Raw genomic sequence first — 20,696 nt, forward strand, 5'->3', positions numbered from 1 at the left:
AGCAGGTATCGAATGGGCTACCCGCGCGGCGACGGTGACCGTCCACCCACCGGGGGTGCGCGGTCACCCGCCTCCGGACTGAATGAGGTGCTCGGCGATCGGCCGCGCCTGGTCGATCGGTATCGCGAAGCCCACCCCGATGCTGCCGGTCTGGCCGTCATTGCCGCCCGGATCACCGGGAACCGCGGCAATTGCGGTGTTGATCCCGACAACCTGCCCCAGCGCGTCGAGTAGCGGGCCGCCGGAGCTGCCGGGGTTGATCGCCGCGTCCGTCTGGATCGCGCCCGACAGGACCGTGTTCAGGCCGGCCACCGGCTCCGTGGGGCTACGGTTGAGCGCGCTGACGATCCCGGTGGTGACGGTGCCCGGAAGACCGAGATGCGTGCCGATGGCGATGACCTGGGAACCGACCCGCAGCGAGTCGGACCGGCCGAGCGTCGCCGCCGGCAGCGGGCCCGCGACATCGATCTTGATCACGGCCAGGTCCGACTGCGCGTCCTGGCCGACGAGCCGCGCGGGGATCTGCGTGGCGTCCTGATAGCGGGTGACGACGATCTGGCGATTGGTGCTGAGCGCCCCGGCGAGGACATGGCTGTTGGTGAGGATGTAGCCGTCCGACCTGATGATCACGCCGGTGCCGGCCCCGGTCGGCTCGCCCCGCGCCCCGATCGTCACCACCGAGGGCAGCGCGCGCTCCGCGGCGTCCGCGACCGATCCGGGGCTCTCGACCGGCACCTGGGCGCTGGCCGGCAGAGCAGGGCTGGCGCCGGAGTCGTCCCGGGCGACCCAGGCGTAGACCGCGCCGCCGAGCACGCCGCCGACCAGGCTCGCCACCAGCGCGGTCGCCACGAGCACGCGCGCGCTGAACCGCCGCGAGCCGTCCTGGAGAAGCCCCGGGCGGGCCGGTCCGCCCGCGCCCGCCGACCCGGCGGGCGCGGGCTGCTCGCTCCTGGCTCCACCCGGGGTTTCCGCCGCGCCGGCGGCCGCGTTCCCGCCGGATCGGCGAAGCGCGGGGTCCCCGCCGGCTCCGGGGTTCCTGCCGGACCGGCGGAGCCGATCGGGCAGGTCCGGAAGCCGGTCCGACGGGTGCGCCGGCGGGTCGGCGATCCGGGAGGTCCGCGGCGCCTCCCGGGGTGCCGCGGGGGCGCCCGTCGCCGCGTCCTGGCGCGGCGAGGACGCCCGCCGGGCCGCGTGCGCCGCGCGGCCCGGCTGTCCCGCCGGAGTGGTCCTGGCGGGGCTGGCCGGCGGCCGCGGGCCAGCACCCGCGGCGTGCCGCGCCGAGGGCTTCTGGGCCGGCGGTGGCTCGGTGCGCGGCGGCTCGGTGGGCGGCGCCACCGTCGGCCGCGACGGTGCCGGAGCGCGCCGCTCCGACGACGCTCGCGCGGGTCCTTCGCCGGGTGGCGGGGAGGTGGGGGGTGGCGGAGGCACCGTGGGTTTGGCCGGCACCGCCGGTTTGGCTGGCACCGCGGGCTTGGCCGGCGCCGCCGCCGTGGCGGACGCGGCTGGCGCGGCGGGCTGGGCGTGCCCGGACGGCGAGGCGGGCTCGGCCGGCCTGCCCTCCGGCGAGACGGGGTCGGCCGGCCTGTCCGGCGAGGCCGGTTTCGTGGCCGTGGGCGAGGCGAGGTCCGTGGCCGCCGGTTCGGCGGGCGCCGCCGAATCCCCGGAGCCGGCCGCGCCGCTGGAGCCGCCGGGCTCCTGCTCGGCGCCTGAACCGCGGTACCAGGCGGGCCGCTCCGGGCCGCGTACCCTGGCGCGCGCCGGGGGCTCCGCCGGCGACGCGGCCTCGGCCGCGGGCTCGGACCTGGGCCGGCGCGCCGTCCCGGCCGCTGGCTGTTCCTTCGCCGGCCCGGGAGCCGGCGCCCGCGCCGGCTCCGGCTGGGCGGCGACGTCCGGCTTCGCCTCGGGCTCCCCCGCGGCCGACGAGGCCGCCCGCCCGACGGCGGGCTCCCTGACGGTGGCGGGCTCCCTGACGGTGGTAGCCGGCGCCGACGTCGCGGGGCGCGGGCCTCCCGTCCGGCCGGCGTCGCCGACGAGATCCGCGGTGTGCACCGCGTCCGCGAGTGCCTGCGCTCGCTCCAGCGCGACCCGGCCCAACGCGCTCGTAGGAGTGGTGTCGTGGCGCCGAGACTCGCCGCCGGTCACGCCCACGGGCCCTCCGATCACGCGCGCACCGCTCGGAAGAGGTTTGATCTCCCCTGGGCCGGCCAGCCCAAGGCGACGCGCGCGAAATATACGGTAAGACCTGTTCGGAACCCCACCCACGGCGGATGAACAGCCAAACCACATCCACGGGCCGACTCGCCAACAGTAGGGCTAAATGTGACGGATGTACGCCACTGGTGGTTACCCCAGCGTTACGGGCGAGCCGAATCAGCGCCTGGTGGCGAACGAGACCGTCGAGACCAGCGGCGTCGTCCCGCCGCCGTTGTTCGTTGGTAGCTGCGTGGCCGGGGCGGCCGGGCGGACGGCCGTCGTGCCGCCGCGTGGCTGGTCCCCGATCGCGGCGCCGGTCACCGTCAGGAGCATGAGCGCGGCCGAACCGATCAGAGTGCGCCGCACCCGCGCCCCGCGACGGCTACGGGCGGTCCTCGCCGGCCGCCCCGGGGCCGGGCCGCCGGCGAGCCGGATCTCCCCGATCGCCGGCCTCCCGGCGGCTCTCCCCGATCGGCTTCCAGGCCTGTCCGACCGGCTCCGCCGATCCGGCGCGAACCCGGCCGCCGGGCCGGGAGGGACCGCGGGCGCGAGCGCGCGCGGGGGGAAGACGGGCTCGGCGACCACGGCGACCACGGCGACCGACCAGCCCGGCCGTCCCGGCGGCGCCACCAGCCTGGGCCGGGCCGCGGCTGCGCCCGCTCGGCCCGCTGACCTGCCCGATCGACGGAGCCGGTCGGGCAGGAACCCCGGATCCGGCGAGAAGCCTGGGCTCGGCCGATCCGGCGGGAGCCCCGGGGGCTCCGGGCGCGGCGACGGCCCGAACGCGACGGCGCGCGCGGCCCCGGCCAGTGGCAGGCGCTGTCGGGTCACCGCGCCATGCCGGGACGCGGCGCCGGGCGGTGCGCCGCCTGGCCGCGCGAGGCGCGCCGCGCCAGGAAGGTTCGCGAGCCCACCGGGGCCCGGGCGGGCCGCGCCCAGTCCGAGCAGTCGGTCGGCCAGCGAGTCCGGCAGCGCGGGCTCCCGGAGACCGGCCAGCCGCTGTTTCATCCGCCGGTACTCGGCGACCTCGGCCCGGCAGGACGCGCAGTGCGCCAGGTGCGCCAGCGCGTGGTCACGCTCGTCGTGGCGAAGCTGGCCGTCGACGAGCGGGCAGAGCCGATCCCCGAGATGCGACGTCACGCCCGCGTCTCCGCGCCGACCTCGGCGCTGACGGCGCCAGCCGCCGCCCGGCGGCGACGCGCCCGGGGTCGCGTACCCCCCTCCCGCGCGGCCGGGACCGCCGTCGACGGCGGTGACGGGACCGGGGCGGCACCCTCGGCGTCCGCGTCGGTCTCGGAAGCCATGACCACCACGGGGGCCGCCGGGTCGACGGGCCGCGACTCACGCGGCGCGCGGTCGGCGAGTGCCGCCCGCAGCATCGCCCTGCCGCGGGAGATCCGGCTGCGCACGGTGCCGAGCTTGACGCCCAGCGTCTGCGCGATCTCCTCGTAGGAGAGCTGCTCGATGTCGCAGAGCACGACGGCCGCCCGGAAGTCCGGCGGCAGCGCGGCCAGCGCGGCCTCGATGTCCGCGTCCAGGTGCGCCTCCGCGTAGACCGCCTCCGGGCTCGCCTCCCGGCCCGCCAGCCGCTCGGTGTCCTCCGGGAGCGCGTCGAAGCGGATCTTCTGCTGGCGGCGCATCCGGTCGAGGAAGAGGTTGGTGGTGATCCGGTGCAGCCAGCCCTCGAAGGTTCCGGGGGTGTAGTCGGCGAGCGAGCGGAAGACCCGGACGAAGACGTCCTGGGTGAGGTCCTCCGCGTCGTGCGCGTTGCCGGTGAGGCGGTAGGCGAGCCGGTAGACCCGGTTGCCGTGCTCGCGGACCACGTCCTCCCAGGACGGCGGCACCCACGCGACGTCGGGGGCGGGCGCGCTGGGCGCCGCCGCCTCGGCCACATGGGCGGACGGCGTGCCGTCCTGTCCGGTCACGACTGCCTCTCGGTCAGATCTGGACGACGACCGTACTCGACGGGCGGGCCATGGCGCGGCAATCCCCGCTGCGGACACGAGCAGTTCTCCCCTCGTCCAGCTAGAACGGCGCGGTGACGCGGCGCGACCGGATGCGACACGGCATTCGTTGACCGGAGCAACGCGCCTCTATCGTGCGCCGTTCCCGTAGGCTGCGTTTGTCATGCAGGACACCGACATCGGCGCACACGATCGAGCCGCCGCCTTCGCCGAGGGCTTCCTGTTGGAAGACCCGATTCTTCGTACTGCCCGCGCCCGCGCTGAAGAGGTCGGGATAGTCCCGATCAGCCCTGGTGCCGGGGCGGTTCTGCGTTTTCTGGCCGCGTCCGTGGGCGCCCGCGCCGTCGTCGAGATCGGTACCGGGACCGGCGTCTCGGGTACCTGGCTGCTGCGTGGGATGCGGCCGGACGGCACGCTGACCACGATCGACGTCGAGGCGGAGCACCTCCGGCTGGCCAAGCGCACCTACCTGGAAGCGGGGATGCCGCCCAACCGTGGCCGCCTCATCACCGGCCGCGCCCTGGACGTGCTGCCCAGGCTCACCGACGGGGCCTACGACCTGGTGTTCTGCGACGCCGACCGGCGGGAGGGCACCGAGTACCTCATGCAGGCGCTGCGGCTGCTGCGGCCCGGCGGCGTGGTCGCCTTCGCCGGGATCCTGCTCGACGGGCTGGCCGCCGACCCGGCGGCGCGCGGCCCGGAGATCATGGCCATCCGGGAGCTCGCCACGGCCGTCCGGGACGACGCCCGCCTCACCCCGATGCTCCTGAACGCCGGGGACGGCCTGCTGGTCGCGGCCGTCGCCAAGTCGTCGCCCGTCGGGTAGTCCTGGCGGTTCGTCGGCCGAGGGAGGCGCTGTCATGCGTCCAGCTCACTCCCGTTGCCTTAGGCGTACCTGAAGCCAGGGTTGCCGTGTCGCTAATCCGACACCGCCGGGCTACCGCGCGCAGGCCGGGGCGCGCGCACCCCCCGCTCTTCGAGATCAGGCGCTCACGGGCGGCGACGCGCCCCGTGGCCGGACCGGCGCGCGGGCACCGGTCCCGCGAGGCAGATGATCAACCCTGTCGACGGCTCCAGGGCAGGCGGGCCTATGCTGGTGGGGGCTTTCCACCGATTCGCCCGGTCAGCCCATGAGCACCGTGACCCACGCCGCCAGGCAGACGGGCGGGCCGGTGGGAACTTGTGACCTCCTGGGGGACGATCATGTCGGGCCAGCGGAACCGCGTCGGCGGCGCGCGTCGCCCCGCGCGTGGCCGCCGCCGGGACCAGGGCAGCAACGGATCAATGGCCGCTTTCCTGGTGGGGGTGGCCATCATCGCCGGGCTGATCGGCTACGCGCTCCAGAAGATCACAGCTGACGACTCGGGCACGCCCGGCGCCGTCGCCACGAACTCGGCGCCCCCACCCGGGGCCGCCACGCCCAGCCAGCTGACCGGGCTCTCGGCCGAGGATGTGGCGATCAGGCTGGCCGGCGCCGGCATGCCGCTGCGAACCAGGGTCGTCTACACCGCGACCGACGACCCGAACCAGCTCCTGGGCAAGCCCGGCGGCTACACAAGCAAGATCGCTTTCTCCGACGAGCGGACCGGCGTGAATGTCGCGACCGTCACCTCACGGGATCCGATCGAGCAGGGTGGCAGCATCGAGGTCTTCCCCGATGAGGCCGCGGCGAGCTCCCGGGTGGAGGAGCTGAGCGCGGTCAGCTCCTCCAGCCAGCTGCTCCAGGAGTTCGACTACCGGCAGGGCACCGTCGTCCTGCGGGTGTCGAAGTACCTCACCAAGGAAGACGCGAAGGCCTACGGGGACGCGCTCGCCACGCTCGCCACTTCGGCGCCCTCGGACACCGCCCCGACGGCCGCCACCGTCCCGGAAGGCTGAGCCGCGTCAAGGCTGAGCCACGCCGCCCCGGTCGGCGGGCCGCGTGGGCACAGGCCGCGGCAGCGCCGCCAGCCGCTGCCGCGCCCAGCGCAGGCTGTCGCGCTCACCGAGCTGGTCGTGCCAGCCCGCCAGCGCCGCGTCGACGCTGGCCAGGTCGGCGACGGCCAGGATGTCCACCCGGAGCTCGTCGACGTCCGCCTGGTGCACGTTGTAGTAGTCGAGGACGGGCGCGAGCAGGCCGCCGCCAGGATGGGGCTCCCGCACCGCGTAGATCTCCTGGGTCTGCTCGACCCAGCTCAGCCGGTAGGTCGACGCCGGGTCAGCATGCTCGGTCCAGCCCTCGCCGAAGGCGACCTCTTCCGACTCCCGCCGGCGCGGGTCGGCCGTGTAGAACTCCTGGATGTTCACGGGCGTGACATTCCCGGCCCTCGTGGCCGCCAACCAGCCCCTCGCCCGGGCGCCGTTCCCATCCCCGAACGCGCGACCACGCGGGCCGGCGGGGCCTTCGGGCCGGACGGCGACCGGCCCGTGCTCAACCGGCGGCGGCTCCGGCCGGGACCGGAGGGCTGGCGGAGGCCGACGCGGTCCCGGCGGCGAGCCAGCGCAGCAGGGTCCGCACGCCCCAGCCGGTGCCGCCGCGGGTGATCTCGGCGTCATCGGAGTCCGCGCGCGCGGTGCCGGCGATGTCCAGGTGTGCCCACGGCACGCCCGCGGTGAACTCGCGCAGGAACAGCGCCGCGGTGATCGAGCCGCCGCCCACCTCCAGCGCCCGGCCCATGTTGGCGAGATCCGCGACCGGTGACTCGAGCGCGGGCCGGTACTCCTCGACCAGCGGGAGCCGCCACACCCGTTCGCCGGCGGCCTCGGCGGCGGCGGTCAGCGCGCCCGCGAGCTCGTCGTCGGAGGCGAACAGCCCGGCGGTCCGCCGGCCGAGCGCGACCGAGATCGCCCCGGTCAGGGTGGCGAGGTCGACGAGCGCGTCCGCGCCGAGCGCGCCCGCGGCGTATGCCAGCCCGTCGGCGAGCACCAGCCGGCCCTCGGCGTCGGTGTTGAGGACCTCCACCGTCCGCCCGCCCCAGCAGGTGATGACGTCGCCCGGCCGCATGGCCGCCGCGCCGATCATGTTCTCGGCGACGCAGAGCAGCCCGGTCACCTTGCCCGGTGCCCCGAGTTCCGGCAGCGCGGCCATGGTCGCGAGCACGGCGGCGGCACCCGACATGTCGGTCTTCATGCTGATCATCGACCCCGCCGGCTTGAGCGAGAGCCCGCCGGAGTCGAAGGTGATCCCCTTGCCGACCAGGACGCGGTGGCCCAGGGCCGCGCCGTCCTCGGCCGGCGGGCCGTCATAGCGCAGCTCGACCAGGTAGGGCGGGCGGACGGATCCACCGCCCACCGCGACCAGGCCGCCGAAGCCACCCGCCTCGAGGTCGCGGACATCCAGCAGGGTCGCGTCCAGCCCGGCGGCGCGCGCGAGGGCCACCGCCCGCCGCGCGAACCATTCCGGCGACTTCAACAGGCTCGGCGTATTGATCAGATCACGCGCGGTCAGCACGGCCCGGGCGATGACCCCGGACCGCCGGATCGCCTCGGTGGCCTCGGCGAGCTCCGCGGGCGCCAGCGCCCGCGAGGTCCAGACGACGACCTCCTCGAGGCCGGCCCCGCGGGCCGCCGCCTCGTCGCCGACGGCGGGATCCGCCGCGGGGCCGTCCCCGACGGCCGGTTCGAGCTCGTCTCCCCGCGCCTCGGCGCCTTCGCCGGCGGCGCGCTCGCCGGCGGCCAGGTCGGTCTGGCCGGCAGCCGGGTCACCCGCCTCGACGTCGTCCGCGAGATCGGCCGTGTCCCGGGAGGCGGCCTCGGCGGCCACCGGCGTCGTGTCGCCGGCGCGGCGCGGCTGCCGGTAGGAGGCGAGTATCAGGCCCTCGGTGAACGCCGCCAGCGCCACCGGGGCAGGGTCGGCGGCCAACGCCACCCGGTCCCCGCCGCTCGCCCGGCGGGCGAGTGCCGCGCCGGCCGCACGCCAGTCGGCCACGGAGCCGGTGCCCGCGCCGACCAGCAGCAGCCGGGTGGGCGGCTCGGCGCGGGCGAGCGGAACGACCAGGACCGCGCCGGCGTCCCCGCCGAAGGTGTGGGCGGTCAGCAGCGTCTCGAGGTCCATGCCGAGGTCGGCGCAGGCGGATCCGGCCACCTGGCTGACGACGCCGATCGCCTTGCCGGAACCGGCGTCGGACCCGTCGCGGTCGTCGGCCTCTCCGTCGGCTTCCGGGCCGCCGGACGACAGCACGACCACAGCGAGCACGGACGAATCCGGCGCGGCCGGCCCGCCGGGTCGTAGGGTGACCACCGGGACGCGCCTCGCGTCACCATCATGGATGGAGATAGTCACACTTCCCTCGTCCAAGGACGGTCAGCTGACGCCGGGCATAGACGGTTCGCCGGCCGGTCGAGACGGGTGGATCACCAGGGTCGAGCGATGATCGACGTCCGGGAACAGGAATCCCTACTGGTCCGCGCGAGCGGGCCGGTAGGGAAGCCGTTCCCGGATGGATACCTGACGCGGGCCTTCGGAGCGCCGCCCATCGGCGGCGGACAAGAAGCCCGACCGCGTCATCCGACCGCGGACTTGAGCGCGTCGCCGAGCGCGCTCGCCTCGTCGGCGGTGAGCTCGACGACGAGCCGGCCGCCCCCCTCGAGCGGGACCCGCATCACGATCCCCCGCCCTTCCTTGGTGACCTCGAGCGGACCGTCACCCGTCCGCGGCTTCATGGCCGCCATCGGTGCACCTCTTCCTGCCGTCGGACCTACGTCTGCCGACGATTATCCCGTAGCCGGGCCGGCAAACCGAAACATGGCCCTCCGCAGAGCCACAACGGTCGGCGGTCGATGTTGCGCGCGGTGGGTAGCGCGTGTCCGGGACCCGTTCCGGCACAACCGAAGCTAGTCAGTCCTCGGCCAGTCGGCGGCGCCGTCGAGGAGTGACGAAGGCGTCCGCCCGTCGACGCCCGTCGGCGCGGCGGCCCCGCCGGGGCCCGGATCGGCCACCACGGGGGCGTCCACGTGCGCGAACGCGGCCAACCGGACGAGTTCGTCGTCGCGGCGCGCCAGCTCCTCGTCCCGCCAGGCCAGCTCCCCGGCCAGCCGGTCGATCAGCGCGTCCACCTCCGCCATCCGGTAGCCACGGAAGGCCATGTTGAGCCGGATCCCGCCGACCTCGGCCGCGGTCACCGGGCCGCGCTCCGGCAGACCGGTCGGCGCGGCGTCCGGCGGAGCCGGGGCCATTCGGTCGAACCAGCCGACGGCAAGCGCCGCGACGACGAACACCACCGCGGCGACAACAAGGACCTCGATGACGAGTACCACGTTCCGATCGTGCCATGCCGGCCCCGGCGCCGGGTCACCGCCGGTCTCCTGGACGACACCGCGACCCGGACGGCACCACGGCCCAGACGACACCGGGAGCCGGCGAGACCCCGACAGACGAGACCCGACCAGACGAGACCCGACCAGACGAGACCCGACCAGACGAGACAGCGACTAGGCGAGGCCGCGACGAGCCACCGCGAGGTCGGCGGTGCCGCGGATGGCCTCGACCATGCGCAGCGCGCGGTGGGTCGCGGCCACCTGGTGGGCGCGGAAGACACGGGCCCCGAGCCAGGCACTGACGGCGGTCGCCGCGAGCGTGCCCTCCAGGCGTTCCTCGACGGGGGTGTCCAGGGCCTCGCCGACGAAGTCCTTGTTCGACATCGCCATCAGCACCGGCCACCCGGTGGCGACCAGCTCGCCGGTCCGCCTGGTGGCCTCCAGCGAGTGCCGGCTGTTCTTGCCGAAGTCGTGCCCCGGATCGATGATCACCGCATCCGGGCGTACCCCGAGGGCGACGGCCCGCTCGGCGAGCGCGCTCGTGGTGGCGACGATGTCGGCGACGACGTCCGGGTAGCTCATCCGGTGCGGCCGGGTCCGCGGCGGCAGGTGGCCGGCGTGGGTGCAGACCAGCCCGGCCCCGCTGGCGGCGGCGACCTCGGCGAGCTCCGGATCAACGCCGCCCCAGGCGTCGTTGAGCAGGTCGGCCCCCTCGCTCGCCACGACCCGGCCGACCTCGGCCCGGTAGGTGTCGACGCTGATCACCGCGTCCGGGTGAGCGGCGCGGACCCTGGCGACGAACCCGCCGATCCGGCGCAGCTCCTCGGCCGCGCTCACCTCGCCGCCGGGAGCGGCCTTCACGCCGCCGATGTCGATGATCCCGGCGCCCTCCGCGAGGGCCCGCTCCACGGCGGCGAGTGCCTCCGCCTCGCCGTAGGTCGCGCCCTTGTCGAAGAACGAGTCCGGCGTCCGGTTCACGATCGCCATGACCACCGGCTCGGTCGGCCCGAACACGCGCGTTCCCAGCCGCAGCGGCCCCTGCCGCGCGCCGTCGCCAGGCGGGGCCCCGGCGGTCGGCTCGAGCGGGCTCCCGGACACGGCGAGGTCACGATGCACGCCTCCGAGCCTGCCAGAGCCGGCCGCGGTCCGGTCGCGCCAGCCACGTCGGCGGCCGGCCCCCGGCCGCGGTCCTTAGTCGATCGGTGGCGCGGCCGCCTCGACCGCCTCCTCGGGGCTGGGATGAGCGGGCGGCCCGGCCACGGCGGCCTCCAGGAAGTCGATGGCCTCGGCCGGGGTGGTCGCCCAGCGCAGCAGGGCCCGGGCGTCGGGGCGGACGAAGCCCTGGTCGACCAGCCCGTCGACGAGCGTGTGCAGGTGGGCGAACACCCCGTCCGGGTCGCACACCACGATCGGCTTGGCGTGCATGCCGAGCATCGCGGCCACCCAGACCTCGAACAGCTCCTCGAGCGTGCCCAGGCCACCGGGCAGCGCGAGGAACGCGTCCGCCCGGCTGTCCATGATCGCTTTGCGTTCCCGCATGGTCTCCGTGATGATCAGCTCGTCGGCGTCGGTGTCCGTGACCTCCAGCTCGATCAGCTTGCGCGGGATGACACCGAGGGTGTGCGCGCCGCCGGCCCGCGCCGCCCGCGCCACCGCGCCCATGCAGGAGATCGAGCCACCGCCGGACACCAGCGTGTGCCCTCGTTCGGCCAGCAGGGCGCCCACCTGGCCGGCCAGCAGCACATAGGCCGGGTCGATCCGCTCCGACGACGAGCAGTAGACGCACACTCTCATGGGGCAGAGCGTCCCATCGGGTCCCGCGCGCCCCTGGGGCGCATCGTCTCGGCCGGCCCGCTGGGAAGGCGCCCAGGGCACGGGCGCGTCATCAGGCCGACGGCCCGGTCGCCGGAGGCCGCACCGGTACGGTGCCCTCGACCACCAGCCGGACCGCCTCGTCGACGTCGTCGGTCAGCGAGAACAGGTCCAGGTCGGACTCCTTGATCCGGCCGGTCCCGGCGACCGACGAGCGAAGCCAGTCGACCAGGCCGCGCCAGTACTCGGTGCCCATCAGCACCACGGGGAACCTGGTGACCTTGGTGGTCTGCACCAGGGTCAGCGCCTCGAACAGCTCGTCGAGCGTGCCGAAGCCGCCCGGCAGGATCACGAACGCCTCCGCGTACTTCACGAACATCGTCTTGCGGACGAAGAAGTACCGGAAGCTCACCCCGAGGTCGACCCAGTCGTTGAGCCGCTGCTCGAAGGGCAGCTCGATGCCGAGCCCGACCGACAGCCCGCCGGCCTCCTGGGCGCCACGGTTGGCCGCCTCCATCGCGCCCGGCCCGCCCCCGGTGATCACCGCGAAGCCGGCCTCGGCCAGCCCGGCGCCGAGGCGACGGCCGACCGTGTAGTCCGGATGGTCGCTCGGCACCCGGGCGGAACCGAACACCGTCACGGCCCGGGGCAGGTCGGCGAGCAGGCCGAACCCCTCGACGAACTCGCTCTGGATGCGCAGCACCCGCCACGGGTCGGAGTGGATGAACTCGCCGGAGTCCCCGTTGGCCAGCAGCCGCTGGTCGTGGGTGGAGTGCTTGATCTGGCCGCGACGGGCGATCTGCGGCCCGCGGCGCTGCTCGGGCGGCGCGGCCACGCCGCGGGAACGGGCCGGCTCATGGTCGCCGACGGGGCCGTCCGCGGGTACCGGGGCTCCGAGCTCGTCGACCGCCTCGGCCGCGGCCGCCGCGAGACCGTCCGCCGCGAGCTGGGCCGGCTGGGCGGGCTCACCAGGTTTGAAGGCTGTCACCACGGCACCATAGGCCACCTGGCGACGGGCGCGGCAGGCCGACCAGACGGGCGCGCTGCGGGCACCGACCGGCCGGCGCCGGCGGTATCCACCGCGTGACCGCCCACCGCCGATCCGCCCGCTTTGCCACTGTCGCCGCCGGGGGACGCGCCGCGGGCGGGAGCCTTCCATGACCCGTCCCACACCGGCGCCCGGCGCGCGCCCGCGACCCCCGTCAGGCCACCCGCGTGAGGTAGGCGCGCAGCACGTGGGCGGCTTCGTCCACCAAAGGCAGCTCGACGTACTCGTCCCGGGTGTGCGCCAGGTTCGGGTCGCCCGGGCCGTAGTTGACCCCCGGAATGCCGAGCTGGGCGAACCGGGCCACATCCGTCCAGCCGTACTTCGCGCGCGGGACGCGGCCGGTGGCCGCGACGAACTCGGCGGCGGCCGGCCTGGCGAGGCCAGGCAGCGCGCCGCCGGCGCTGTCCGTCACCGCCACCTCGTAGCCGGCGAGCACCTCGCGGACATGGTCGAGGGCGCCGGCCTCGTCCCGGTCCGGGGCGAACCGGAAGTTCACGGTCACCTCGCACCGGTCCGGGATGACGTTGCCCGCGACCCCGCCGGCGATGCGGACGGCCGAGAGGCCCTCGCGGTACTCGCAGCCGTCGATGACGACCCGGCGAGGCCGGTAGGCCCCGAGCCGGGTCAGCAGGTCGCCCGCGCGGTGGATCGCGTTGTCCCCGAGCCAGGAACGGGCCGAGTGGGCGCGCCGGCCGGGCAGCGTCGCGACCACCCGCAGGGTGCCCTGGCAGCCGGCCTCGATCTCGCCGGAGGTCGGCTCCATGAGGATCGCCAGGTCGCCGTCCAGCCAGTCGCGGTGACGGGCGGCCAGCCGGCGCAGCCCGTTGCGGGCCGCCTCGACCTCCTCGTTGTCGTAGAACACGAACGTCAGGTCGTGCGCCAGACCGGCCGGTGGCATGGTCGCGGCCAGGTGGAGCATGACCGCGACGCCGGCCTTCATGTCCGAGGTGCCGCAGCCGTAGAGCCGGTCACCGTCACGCCGCGCGGGCAGGTTGTCGGCGATCGGGACCGTGTCCAGATGGCCGGCGAGCACGACCCGGGAGGGCCGGCCGAGCTGGGTGCGCGCCACCACCGCGTCGCCGTCCCGGTCGACGGTCAGGCCAGCCACGCCGCCCAGCGCCTTCTCGACCGCGTCGGTGAGCGGCCCCTCGGTGCCGCTCACCGACGCGACGTCCACCAGCGCCCTGGTCAGCTCCCCGGCCGGCGCCGCGATATCCAGCTCCATGCCCGCACCCTACGGCGAGGCCGCCCGGCGCTAGGCCGAGACGCCGTGCTCGCGCAGAACGTCGTTGAGGGCCAGCTTGTCGTGGATCTCGCCCTCGGCGAGGACGCGGAGCACGAGGATGCAGGGCATGGCGAACTCGCCGCCGGGGAAGCTCTTGATCTTGCTCGACCCGACGGCGACGGCCCGCTCCGGGATCTCGCCGCGCGCGTACTCCTCGCCGGTGTTCGCGTCGAACACGTGCGTCGAGGAGGTCAGGATCGCGCCGGCGCCGAGCTTCGCCCCGCGGCGCACTCGGGCGCCCTCGACGACCATGCACCGGCTGCCGATGAACGCGTCGTCCTCGACGACGACCGGCACCGCGTTCGGCGGCTCGAGCACGCCGCCGAGGCCGACGCCGCCGGACAGGTGGACGTTCCTGCCGACCTGCGCGCACGAGCCGACGGTGGCCCAGGTGTCGACGAGGGTGCCGGCGTCGACGTAGCCGCCGATGTTGGTGTAGCTCGGCATCAGCACGGCGCCAGGGGCAATGTGCGCGCCCCAGCGGACGATCGCGCCGGGAACCACCCGGACACCGTCGAAGCGGGTCTTGAGCGGCATGCGGTCGTGGTACTGGAAGCCCCCGGCCGCGGACTCGACCATCGGCAGGACCTTGAACGACAGCAGGATCGCCCGCTTGGCGCGCTCGTCGACGACGACCGAGCCGTCGGCGGCGACCTGGGCCACCCGGGCCTCGCCCGCGTCGATGGCGTCGACGGCCGCGACCACGGCCTTGCGGGCGTCGGCGTCGTCCGGGGTGATGTCCGCCCGGCGCTCCCACAGCTCGTCGATGCCTGGGTCGAGCGGGGACACGAAGGATGAAGACGAGGTGCTCACCCGCCCGACCCTAGCTGTCCGGCCACCCGTCGTGGCGGCCCGCCCGGGCCGGCCCGGGCACGCCACGAGCTGCGCGATCATCGCTTCGACCGCGCAGCTCCGTCGGCGGCCACCCGCCGGGGATCAGCGGATGTCGGGGGGTGGCTCCGCCGGCCAGCCCGCCTCGGCGGCCGGGGCCGCCCCGTAGGTGTCGGCGAGCCCGGCGATGTTGTCGAACACCGGAGGGCCCTGCCCGCGCTGGCCGGCGCGGCGGCCGGCCTCCTGCGCGGACGGGTGGCCGGGGCCGGCCCCGTGTGGGGTGTGGCCCTGCGCCGACGGCGCGGAACCCGCTCCCATCCACGGCCCGCCCTGGGCATGACCGTGACCCGGCTGGCCGGGATGGTCGTACCCCGGCTGGCCGCCCGTCCTGGGCACGCCAGGGCCATACCCGGGCGGCTGCCCGCCCGGCCCGGGACCGCCGTAGGCCACGGGCGGGTCGGGCCGCTGGCCGGCCGTCGGCGCCTGGCCGGCGGCCGGGACGGGATACCCGCCCGTACGCGGCCCGGACGGACCCGGCGGCGGCAGCATGGCCATCCGCTCCGGCACCGTCGCCACCTGCGCGTCCGGCGCGGTGAGCGCGACCCGGACATGCTGACGGCCGGCCTCGCCGTAGAACGCGCCGGGCGCGACCAGCACGCCGACGCTGGCGAGGGCATCCACGGTCGCCCACGAGTCCTCGCCGCGGGTGGCCCACAGGTACAGGCCGGCCTCGCTGTTCTCGATCGTGAACCCGGCGACGGCCAGCGCCGCGGCCAGGACCGCGCGCCGGTTGGCGTAGCGCGCGCGCTGGTCGGCGACGTGCATGTCGTCGGCCAGCGCGGCCGTCATCGCCGCCTGAACCGGCCCCGGGATCATGAGCCCGGAGTGCTTGCGCAGTTCCAGCAGCTCACGGACGAGCGCCGGGTCCCCGGTGACGAACCCGGCCCGGTAGCCGGCAAGGTTCGAACGCTTCGACAGCGAGTGCACCGCGAGCAGGCCCTCGTGCGAGCCGCCGCAGACGTCCGGGTGCAGCACCGAGACCGCCCGGGCCTCCCAGCCCAGCTCGATGTAGCACTCGTCGCTCGCGACGATCACGCCGCGCTCGCGCGCCCAGCCGACGACCGCGCGCATCTCGTCGACGGTCAGGCAACGGCCGGTCGGGTTGGACGGCGAGTTGAGCCAGACCAGCCCCACACCGTCCGCCGGCCCGTAGACCGGCTCGCAGTGGGCGAGCAGCGCGCCGACCTCGTACGTCGGGTACGCCGGCGTCGGCACCCAGACCCGGCCGCCCGGCCCCAGCCCGAGCTGGCTGGGGAGGTGGGCGACCAGTTCCTTGGTACCGATCACCGGCAGCACCGCCGACGGGTCGACGAGCACGCCGAGCCGGCGGGCGAGCCAGCCGGCCGCCGCGTCCCGCAGCTCCGGCGTGCCCCACGTCAGCGGGTAGCCGGGCGAGTCGGCCGCGGCGGCCAGCGCGTGCTGAACCACCGCCGGTACCGGGTCGACCGGCGTTCCCACGGACAGGTCGACCAGACCGTACGGATGCTGGGCGGCCTTCTCCTTGTACTGGGCAAGGAGATCCCACGGGAAGTCGGGCAGCCGGACCCTGGCCCGCCCGCTCGCCAGCCGGGAGGATGTCGGCGCCCCCGTGGGGCCGCTCAGCGCCACCGCTTCGCTCCGTCCGCAACGAACTCCTGCCCCGTCCTCGCTCCGCTCAGACGTGACCTACGTTCGTTGCCTCCTGCGCTCAGTGCTCACCCTGCGGCGCCAGCGCGGCGACGGCCGGCGGGTCGAAGTCGAGGGCACCGACCTTGGACGCGCCACCAGGCGAGCCGAGCTCCTCGAAGAAGCCCGCGTTCGTCTCGGTGTACGACTTCCACTGATCGGGCACATCGTCCTCGTAGTAGATGGCTTCAACCGGGCAGACCGGCTCACACGCACCGCAGTCGACGCACTCGTCAGGCTGGATGTAGAGCATCCGTCCGCCTTCGTAGATGCAGTCGACCGGGCACTCTTCGATGCAAGCCCTGTCCTTGACATCGACACAGGGCTCAGCGATGACGTAGGTCACCGGATGTTCCTCCTCGGCTCACGGGCGACTGATTCCTTAGTATCGACCTCGACCGTTCCGTGTCGACAGCAAGGGCGTTCGCTGGTCGTGTATGTCGTCCGCATCACTCGGGCCGACATCGGCGCGCGGGTCGTGATCCGGCGCCGCATCGCGGGGCCGGTGCCGCTGACGGACGTTATCGGAACCCTGACGTCGTGGACAGCGGGGGTCCTGAGCGTGACGGACGCGGAGGGCCAGGTCATCACCGTTCCGGAGAGCGACCTCGTCGCGGCCAAGGTCGTCCCGCCACCCCCCGCGCGGCGGCCCAGGACCGCTGGGTTGGTGGAGCCGAACCAGCAGGTCGGGGACCCGGCGCGGGACCGTGACCGGGGCACCGAGGGCTCGGGACCCGAGGGCTCAGGACCCGAGGGCCCGGGAGCGGAGGTCCGCCGATGAGCGTCCGCGGCCATGCCCACCTCGCCGATGTCGGGTGCCGGACACCGATCGACCTCGCGCCGGCCCGCCAGCTGATCGCGGCCGAGGCCACCGTGGAGGTCCGCCGATGAGCGTCCGCAGCCGTGCCCGCTTCGCCGATGTCGTGCGGCGGACACCGATCGACCTCGCGCTGGCCTGCCAGCTGATCGCGGCCGAGGCCGACCCGGACGCCGAGACGGCCGACGTCGCCGGCGCGCTCGACCGGCTCGCGGACGAGGCGCGGCCGCTGCTGGCCGCCAGACTCGCGGCGACGCGGTCGGACCGCGCGTCCACGGGCCAGGCGGGGGGCGAGGCGTCCACGGGCCAGGCGGGCGGCGAGGCCGCGGGCCGGGCCGGCGGAGGGGCCGCGGAGCGGGCGGAAGGCGAGGGCGCGGAGCGGGCGCCCGTCCCGGACCCGTTGGACGCCGCCGCGACACTGCACGAGTCGCTCGGCCTGCGAGCCGGGTTCGCCGGCCTGGAGGGCGACTACGACGACCTGCGGTCCTCGCTGCTGCCCGCCGTGCTGCGCCGCCGGCACGGCCTTCCGATCATTCTGTCGGTGATCTGGCTGGAGGTCGCGGCTCGGCTCGACGTGCCGGCGTACCCGGTCGGGCTGCCTGGCCACATGGTGGTCGCCATCGGCACCCCGCGGGAGAACGTCCTCGTCGACCCCTTCGTCGGCGGCCGGCGGATCACGGTGCACGACGCGGCCGCCCGGGTTCGGGCCGCCGGGGTGCCGTTCAGCCGGACGCAGCTCGCGCCGATGAGCTCCGAGGACCTGCTCGCCCGGGTGCTCGGCAACATCCGGGTGCTGGCGGCCCGCGCCGACGCGACGGTGACCAGGCTGTGGGCAGTGGAGCTGTCACTGCTGCTGCCACACCACCCGGCGAGCCTGCGCCGCGAGCGGGGCGAGCTGCGGATCCGCCGGGGCGACTTCCTCGGCGGCGCGCGCGACCTCGTCACCTTCGCCGACGCGGTCGAGGTCGCCGAGCCAACGGCCGCCGCGGCGGCCCGCGCGGCGGCGATCGCCGCCCGTGCCCGCCTCAACTGACGGGCCGGCCCCGGCCCGCTAGCGCGTGCCTGGCCCGCGCCGGCCGCCTCCGGGCGGGGGCAGGGTGAACGCGGTCAGCCCTCGGCGAGCGGGGCCGACGACGGCCACCACGATGGGGGCCAGCAGCCCGACCCCCAGGAACAGGTAGCCGGAGAGCGTGGCGCGCAGCATGAGATCGCCCTCCGGACGGGCGGACCCGAGCGCGAGCGCGACGGGCACCCAGCCGACCAGCACGATCACCGGTCCCAGCCGCGTGCCGGTGAGCCAGCGGGTCAGCAGGGAGACGCCCGTGTTCCCCACTCCCGCGACCAGCACCCCGAGCGAGACGAACAGCCCGCTGAAGCGGAGGCCGACGGGCACCGAGACCACCCCGTAGACGGCCAGCAGGACGCCGGCCACCAGCGCGAACAGGTAGGCGACGCCCAGGAACACCCACGACGGGGCGCCGGGCGGCGGCGGATCGGCCAGACCCACCACCCGAGCGGCGACCGAGGAGGCCGGGTCGCCGGCGCCAGCGCCCGCGCCGGTCCCGCGGGGCGCGGGTGACGACGAACCCGTGCTGGGGCGAGGCATACGTCGACAGTATCGCCCGCGGAATGGGCCGCCCGGCGGCCCCGAGGACACCCGCGAGGACCCGGACACGCCGGAATGGCCCGTTCCCGGCGTCAGAGCTCCAGGCCCGCGAACAGGTCGGTCTCGTACCCGGCGTTCGGGCCCTCGGTGGCGGGAGCCGCCGTGCCACGGGTAAGGACGTAGTGATCGGTTCCGAAGGCGGCCTGGCCGACCCCGTCGGCGAGCGCGAAGAAAAACCCATCGACGGCGATCTGAGTGCGATGCGCGCGCATCGCCGCCATCTTCACGCCCAGGAACTCCGGCGCCTCGATCCTGGTCGTGATCAGCTCGTCGGGCACTCCCATCGGAACCTCGTCCGCGTCGGCCACCCCCGGGAACGGGCTGTTCTCATCGTTCGCGAAGTGTTCGATGCCCGCCTGGATGAACGACTTCGGCGTCGCCGTCTCGTACAGCTTCGACGGCGCCCAGGGCGGGCCGGCGGCCGGCGCGAACCCGGGGTCGGCGGCGGCGGTGAAGGCCGCGACGGTGATCTGGTGCGCCCGGATGTGGTCCGGATGACCGTAGGCGCCGTTCGCGTCATAGCTGACCAGCACCTGGGGCCGGACCGCGCGCACGACCCGGACCAGCTCGACGGTCGCCTCGGTGAGGTCCGCCTGCCACAGGCAGCGCGGGTCGTCGTTGCCCGGGGTGCCCATCATCCCGCTGTCGCGGAACCGGCCGGCTCCGCCGAGGAAACGCTGGTCGGTCAGGCCGAGCGCCGCGCAGGCGCGCTCCAGCTCGGCGATCCGGTAGCCGCCGAGCTGGTCGCCGAGGTCGCTGCGCAGGTGGGCCAGTTCCGGCACGAGCACCTCGCCCAGCTCGCCGAGGGTGCAGGTGACCAGCGTGACCCGGGTGTCGGGCGCCGCGGCGTAGGCGGCGATGCTGATGCCGGTCGCGATCACCTCGTCGTCCGGGTGGGCATGGACGAACAGCACCCGGCGCGCCGGGTTCACCGCTCGCCGACCGGCGGGCGGCGGGGCGGACGGCACACTCATGCCCCGGCCCCGTCGTAGCCGCCCGGGTTGTGCCGCTGGAACTCCCACGCGTCACGACACATCTCGGCGAGCCCTCGGCTCGCGCGCCAGCCGATCGTCTCGGCCGCGTGGGACGGGTCGGCGTACAGCTCGGCGACGTCGCCGGCGCGCCGGCCGGCCACCCGGTACGGCAGCTCATGGCCGCAGGCCGCGCCGAACGCCTCCAACAGCTGGCGGACCGACGTGCCCACGCCCGTGCCGAGGTTGATGGCACGGAAACCGGCCGCGTCCGCCAGGTGCTCCAGCGCCGCCCGGTGTCCCTCGGCCAGGTCCACGACGTGGATGTAGTCGCGCACGCCAGTGCCGTCCGGGGTCGGGTAGTCGTCGCCGAACACCGTCAGGAACTCCCGCCGGCCGACCGCGACCTGCTGCAGGTAGGGCATCAGGTTGTTCGGGGTCCCGCGCGGGTCCTCACCGAGCAGCCCGGACGGATGGGCGCCGACCGGGTTGAAGTACCGCAGCGCGACGACATGCCAGTCCGGCTCGGCCACGCACAGGTCGGCCAGGATCTGCTCGCACATCGCCTTGGTGCGCGAGTAGGGGTTCGTCGGCCTGCTCGGCGCGTCTTCCCGGATGGGCAGGACGTCGACGTCGCCGTGGATCGAACACGACGAGGAGAAGATCAACCGGCGCGGGCCGTGTTCGCGCAGCGCGTCGACGAGGCGCAGCGTCGCGTTGAGGTTCGTGTCGTAGTACTCGACCGGCAGCGCCACCGACTCGCCGACCGCCTTGAGGGCGGCGAAGTGCACCACGGCGGCCACCGGCGTCACGGCAAGCAGCTTCGAGAGGGCCGCGCTGTCGCGGACGTCGAGCTCGACGAACTCCAGGTTCGCGCCGGCGGGTCCGGCGACCTCGCGGATCCGCTCGACGGCTCGAGGCGAGCTGTTGACGAAGTTGTCGACCCCGACCACCCGATAGCCGGCGGTCAGCAGGTCGACGCAGGTGTGAGACCCGATGAACCCGGCCGCGCCCGTCACCAACACCGTCTCGCCCGGCGTCGCACTCCCCGGCGTCGCGCCCTCCGGCCCGCTCTTGGCCACCGATGACACAGCTCACCCGTTTCTCCGGTCCGGCGGCGTCATTGCACGCCGGATGCCAGCAAACCAG

The 20,696-nt window shown here is 75.0% G+C and carries 21 protein-coding genes; 4 read left to right on the plus strand and 17 right to left on the minus strand.

The genetic code is table 11. The features are described from left to right. Positions 1–63 precede the first annotated feature (63 nt). From I6A81_RS35010 to sigE, 3 genes are all read right to left on the minus strand, one after another. Positions 64–2,163 (minus strand): S1C family serine protease, encoded by a 2,100-nt coding sequence (locus tag I6A81_RS35010; protein ID WP_203010418.1) that lies wholly within the window; start codon positions 2,161–2,163, stop codon positions 64–66. 207 nt (positions 2,164–2,370) lie between these two features. Continuing rightward, entirely contained in the window at positions 2,371–3,333 is a 963-nt protein-coding gene (locus tag I6A81_RS35015; protein ID WP_203003550.1) for an anti-sigma factor family protein, read from the minus strand. Beyond that, positions 3,330–4,118: an RNA polymerase sigma factor SigE gene (sigE, locus tag I6A81_RS35020; RefSeq protein WP_407661430.1), complete on the minus strand. Its 789-nt coding sequence runs from the start codon at positions 4,116–4,118 to the stop codon at positions 3,330–3,332. The genes I6A81_RS35015 and sigE overlap by 4 nt, the downstream gene beginning before the upstream one ends. A 202-nt stretch (positions 4,119–4,320) precedes the next feature. Here sigE and I6A81_RS35025 point away from each other — a divergent pair, with 202 nt between their 5' ends. Together I6A81_RS35025 and I6A81_RS35030 are read left to right on the plus strand one after the other, a co-directional pair. Then, positions 4,321–4,983 carry an O-methyltransferase gene (locus I6A81_RS35025; protein ID WP_203003552.1) on the plus strand — a complete coding sequence of 221 codons (663 nt, stop codon included), beginning with the start codon at positions 4,321–4,323 and terminating at the stop codon, positions 4,981–4,983. 458 nt (positions 4,984–5,441) lie between these two features. After that, positions 5,442–6,035, plus strand: coding sequence for a PGRS family protein (locus tag I6A81_RS35030; protein WP_238429271.1), 594 nt, complete (start codon positions 5,442–5,444; stop codon positions 6,033–6,035). A 6-nt stretch (positions 6,036–6,041) separates the two neighbouring features. Here the strand turns inward: I6A81_RS35030 and I6A81_RS35035 are convergent, their stop codons facing one another. From I6A81_RS35035 to fdxA, 11 genes are all read right to left on the minus strand, one after another. Beyond that, on the minus strand, positions 6,042–6,443 hold the full coding sequence (locus I6A81_RS35035; protein WP_203003554.1) for a hypothetical protein: 402 nt from the start codon (positions 6,441–6,443) through the stop codon (positions 6,042–6,044). A 124-nt stretch (positions 6,444–6,567) separates the two neighbouring features. Next, positions 6,568–8,331 carry a leucyl aminopeptidase family protein gene (locus I6A81_RS35040; RefSeq protein ID WP_307875128.1) on the minus strand — a complete coding sequence of 588 codons (1,764 nt, stop codon included), beginning with the start codon at positions 8,329–8,331 and terminating at the stop codon, positions 6,568–6,570. A 308-nt stretch (positions 8,332–8,639) separates the two neighbouring features. Beyond that, positions 8,640–8,807 (minus strand): DUF3117 domain-containing protein, encoded by a 168-nt coding sequence (locus I6A81_RS35045; RefSeq protein ID WP_203003556.1) that lies wholly within the window; start codon positions 8,805–8,807, stop codon positions 8,640–8,642. Positions 8,808–8,969: 162 nt separating this feature from the next. Continuing rightward, complete coding sequence (locus I6A81_RS45880; RefSeq protein ID WP_203003557.1) at positions 8,970–9,392, minus strand: DivIVA domain-containing protein; 423 nt, start codon at positions 9,390–9,392, stop codon at positions 8,970–8,972. 174 nt (positions 9,393–9,566) lie between these two features. Continuing rightward, on the minus strand, positions 9,567–10,379 hold the full coding sequence (gene folP, locus I6A81_RS35055) for a dihydropteroate synthase (RefSeq protein WP_307875131.1): 813 nt from the start codon (positions 10,377–10,379) through the stop codon (positions 9,567–9,569). Positions 10,380–10,583: 204 nt separating this feature from the next. Further along, the gene (locus I6A81_RS35060) at positions 10,584–11,186 is read right to left on the minus strand and encodes an LOG family protein (protein WP_203003558.1); all 603 of its coding nucleotides are present in this window, start codon (positions 11,184–11,186) and stop codon (positions 10,584–10,586) included. A 91-nt stretch (positions 11,187–11,277) separates the two neighbouring features. Continuing rightward, positions 11,278–12,039, minus strand: coding sequence for an LOG family protein (locus tag I6A81_RS35065; protein ID WP_203003577.1), 762 nt, complete (start codon positions 12,037–12,039; stop codon positions 11,278–11,280). A 367-nt stretch (positions 12,040–12,406) separates the two neighbouring features. Further along, positions 12,407–13,477 carry a succinyl-diaminopimelate desuccinylase gene (dapE, locus tag I6A81_RS35070; RefSeq protein WP_203003559.1) on the minus strand — a complete coding sequence of 357 codons (1,071 nt, stop codon included), beginning with the start codon at positions 13,475–13,477 and terminating at the stop codon, positions 12,407–12,409. A gap of 30 nt (positions 13,478–13,507) precedes the next feature. Next, positions 13,508–14,350: a 2,3,4,5-tetrahydropyridine-2,6-dicarboxylate N-succinyltransferase gene (locus tag I6A81_RS35075; RefSeq protein ID WP_203003560.1), complete on the minus strand. Its 843-nt coding sequence runs from the start codon at positions 14,348–14,350 to the stop codon at positions 13,508–13,510. A gap of 123 nt (positions 14,351–14,473) precedes the next feature. Then, positions 14,474–16,030, minus strand: coding sequence for a succinyldiaminopimelate transaminase (gene dapC, locus I6A81_RS35080; protein ID WP_203003578.1), 1,557 nt, complete (start codon positions 16,028–16,030; stop codon positions 14,474–14,476). 85 nt (positions 16,031–16,115) lie between these two features. Next, positions 16,116–16,439 carry a ferredoxin gene (fdxA, locus tag I6A81_RS35085; protein WP_203003561.1) on the minus strand — a complete coding sequence of 108 codons (324 nt, stop codon included), beginning with the start codon at positions 16,437–16,439 and terminating at the stop codon, positions 16,116–16,118. Between the two features lie 3 nt (positions 16,440–16,442). Between fdxA and I6A81_RS46530 the strand changes: the two genes are divergently transcribed. Further along, the gene (locus I6A81_RS46530) at positions 16,443–16,874 is read left to right on the plus strand and encodes a putative acetyltransferase (protein ID WP_456319695.1); all 432 of its coding nucleotides are present in this window, start codon (positions 16,443–16,445) and stop codon (positions 16,872–16,874) included. Positions 16,875–16,980: 106 nt separating this feature from the next. After that, positions 16,981–17,943 (plus strand): transglutaminase family protein, encoded by a 963-nt coding sequence (locus I6A81_RS35095; protein WP_203003563.1) that lies wholly within the window; start codon positions 16,981–16,983, stop codon positions 17,941–17,943. Between the two features lie 18 nt (positions 17,944–17,961). Here I6A81_RS35095 and I6A81_RS35100 read toward each other — a convergent pair whose 3' ends face one another. From I6A81_RS35100 to galE, 3 genes are all read right to left on the minus strand, one after another. Continuing rightward, positions 17,962–18,516 carry a DUF6113 family protein gene (locus tag I6A81_RS35100; RefSeq protein ID WP_238429273.1) on the minus strand — a complete coding sequence of 185 codons (555 nt, stop codon included), beginning with the start codon at positions 18,514–18,516 and terminating at the stop codon, positions 17,962–17,964. A 92-nt stretch (positions 18,517–18,608) separates the two neighbouring features. Beyond that, complete coding sequence (gene mshB, locus I6A81_RS35105) at positions 18,609–19,550, minus strand: N-acetyl-1-D-myo-inositol-2-amino-2-deoxy-alpha-D-glucopyranoside deacetylase (protein WP_203003564.1); 942 nt, start codon at positions 19,548–19,550, stop codon at positions 18,609–18,611. Then, on the minus strand, positions 19,547–20,572 hold the full coding sequence (gene galE / locus I6A81_RS35110) for a UDP-glucose 4-epimerase GalE (RefSeq protein WP_203003580.1): 1,026 nt from the start codon (positions 20,570–20,572) through the stop codon (positions 19,547–19,549). The genes mshB and galE overlap by 4 nt, the downstream gene beginning before the upstream one ends. Positions 20,573–20,696: the final 124 nt, after the last annotated feature.

This window comes from Frankia nepalensis, from assembly GCF_016786325.1.
Taxonomy (GTDB): domain Bacteria; phylum Actinomycetota; class Actinomycetes; order Frankiales; family Frankiaceae; genus Pseudofrankia; species Pseudofrankia nepalensis.

Excerpts from the sequence above, each read along its gene's own strand:
- I6A81_RS35025 (WP_203003552.1), top strand. The coding sequence starts at position 4,321 with ATGCAGGACACCGACATCGGCGCACACGATCGAGCCGCCGCCTTCGCC.
- I6A81_RS35030 (WP_238429271.1), top strand. The coding sequence starts at position 5,442 with ATGGCCGCTTTCCTGGTGGGGGTGGCCATCATCGCCGGGCTGATCGGC.
- I6A81_RS35045 (WP_203003556.1), bottom strand. The coding sequence starts at position 8,807 with ATGGCGGCCATGAAGCCGCGGACGGGTGACGGTCCGCTCGAGGTCACC.
- folP (WP_307875131.1), bottom strand. The coding sequence starts at position 10,379 with ATGGCGATCGTGAACCGGACGCCGGACTCGTTCTTCGACAAGGGCGCG.
- I6A81_RS35060 (WP_203003558.1), bottom strand. The coding sequence starts at position 11,186 with ATGAGAGTGTGCGTCTACTGCTCGTCGTCGGAGCGGATCGACCCGGCC.
- dapE (WP_203003559.1), bottom strand. The coding sequence starts at position 13,477 with ATGGAGCTGGATATCGCGGCGCCGGCCGGGGAGCTGACCAGGGCGCTG.
- I6A81_RS46530 (WP_456319695.1), top strand. The coding sequence starts at position 16,443 with ATGTTCCTCCTCGGCTCACGGGCGACTGATTCCTTAGTATCGACCTCG.
- I6A81_RS35095 (WP_203003563.1), top strand. The coding sequence starts at position 16,981 with ATGAGCGTCCGCAGCCGTGCCCGCTTCGCCGATGTCGTGCGGCGGACA.
- I6A81_RS35100 (WP_238429273.1), bottom strand. The coding sequence starts at position 18,516 with ATGCCTCGCCCCAGCACGGGTTCGTCGTCACCCGCGCCCCGCGGGACC.
- mshB (WP_203003564.1), bottom strand. The coding sequence starts at position 19,550 with ATGAGTGTGCCGTCCGCCCCGCCGCCCGCCGGTCGGCGAGCGGTGAAC.